Origin of the sequence: Rudaea sp. (assembly GCF_036383415.1) — a bacterium.
GTDB lineage: Bacteria > Pseudomonadota > Gammaproteobacteria > Xanthomonadales > Rhodanobacteraceae > Rudaea.
In genome coordinates this window covers 1-1917 of sequence record NZ_DASVOK010000296.1, presented here as the reverse complement: position 1 = coordinate 1917, position 1917 = coordinate 1, and the positions used below count along the sequence as shown (strand labels likewise).

General features: G+C 69.3%; 1 protein-coding gene. It reads right to left on the bottom strand.

Features of this window, described 5'->3' with window-relative positions; translation table 11 throughout:
• Window positions 1-218 precede the first annotated feature (218 nt).
• On the bottom strand, window positions 219-1917 hold a 1699-nt coding region (locus VF497_RS11210), incomplete at its 5' end, for a cellulose synthase subunit BcsC-related outer membrane protein (RefSeq protein WP_330888699.1).

The window sequence follows — 1917 nt, the reverse complement described above, 5'->3', positions numbered from 1 at the left end:
CGGCGATGCCGTACACGAGGTACAGCCTGCCCGGCGCGAGGGTCGCCCAGCCGTCGGGCAAACCGTCTATCGAGAGCCGGTTCTGCACCTGCCGGCGTGCCGCGAGCCGCATGAGCGCGGCGCCGACCGCGCGCAGCGTCGACATGAAACCCGGCGCTTCGTCGGGCCTCCGGCGGGGATCGTTGGAATCTGGAGTGGCGGATCGCATGCCGTCTTCCTCAATAACTCGAATACAGACGCGTCGGCGTCGGCGACAGGCCCGTGTCGGGTTTGCGTGCGTCCAGGTTGTATCGCACATAGATCATCGCGGAACTCGGCGCGTAATCGTGCGAGCGGTCGATGTCGAACAGCAGCCCCGCAACCACATGCGGGTTGAAACGGTACTCCACGGTGCCGGTCAGGCCGTAGAGGAACGATACACCGCGCGTCGAACTGGCCGGATAGACGTCGTTGGCCAGCGCGCCGGACGACTGGAGCTTCGCCGAGGCCGGCAGGCCGTTCGGGTAGACCGGCGAACTGCGCTCATACGAATTCGATACGCCGACCGTGGCGGTCAGGTCCCAGCGCAAGCCGCCGCGGCGGCCCTCCCATTCGACGGGAAAGCCGAGCGACAGATATCGCTGCGGACTGTAATAGCCGCCCTGCCCGAAAGTGTAATAACGCAGGTTGTTGGCGTAGTGCCACGCGTTGCCGACCACGCCGGTGCTGACCTTCATGTCCGCGCGCTCCAGCAGCGGCACGGTCACTCCCGTGCGCAAGGTGGCGCCGCTGTTCGGCGCGACGTTGCGGCCGGTCAGCACGGCCGCGCCGACATCGGCGAACAGGTTCACCCGGCCGATGTCGAGCGACGAATGCACGTCGAGCCCGTCGCGGCGCACGCCGCCCCAGACCGAGCCGGTCCACGGATCGCGCAAGCCCGCATACGACAGTTCGCTGCCGGTTTGCGGCCGGCGCGACAGGTTCACGGTGACGCTGCCGTCGTCGCCGGCCATGCGGTAACGCACGCCGCCCACCAGGTAATGCACCGGGAAGCCGATCGGTGTCGTGCCCAGATCGACCCGAAAGTTGTCCGACTTGTAGCCGACGCCGCCGCCCGCGCCGGTGGCATGCTGATGCAGGCTCGCGACCGGCGCCGTGCCGCTGTCGGTCAGCGCCGCGTGGGTGCCGACCGAGCCCGCCACCGTCGAATCGGACGGGTCGAGCGTGCCGGCATCCAGATGCACGGCGTCGATATGCGCGAACACATGCCCGCCGTAACCCACCGGCGCTTGCGCGTAGACCGGCACCTGCTGGGCGGCGTACTTCGAGACTCCCGCATCGCCGGACTTGTAACCGGGCAGCCAGCCCGCTTCGATCGAAGGATCGCGGCGCTGCTCCAGATCGCTCAACGCGGCTTGCGCGGGCGTGCCGTTAGGGCCGGCGCTCACGCCTTCGCCGCGCTCCTCGTCCTGCGACTTGCGGTACAGCGCGGCGGCGGCATCGTAGCGGCCAAGGTCCTCGTCGATGCGGCCTTGCTGCACCGTCACGTCCGAGCGGCCCGGGAAGGCGCCCGCGAGTTCGTCGGTCAGCGCCTGGGCTTCGTACGGACGGCGCAGCGCGGCCAGCCGGCGCGCCGCCGAGAGCCGCGTGTCGATATCGTCCGTGGGCGTTTGCTCGATCACGCCATGCACGAGTTCGAGCGCCGCGCGGCGCTTGCCGCTTTCCTGCAACACGCGAGCAAGCGCAAGCTGCGCATCCGGATTGTCCGGTTTGTCGGCCAGCAACTGGTTGAGCGTGGCGCGGGCGTCGGCGAATTTGCCCTGCGCGCGCTGCAGGTCGGCGATTTCGAGCGCATAACGCGGATCGCGCCGGCCCGCTTCGTCAACGCCGTCGAGGCTCGCCGCCGCGCGCCGGTAGTCGCCGGCGTCGATCGCCGCG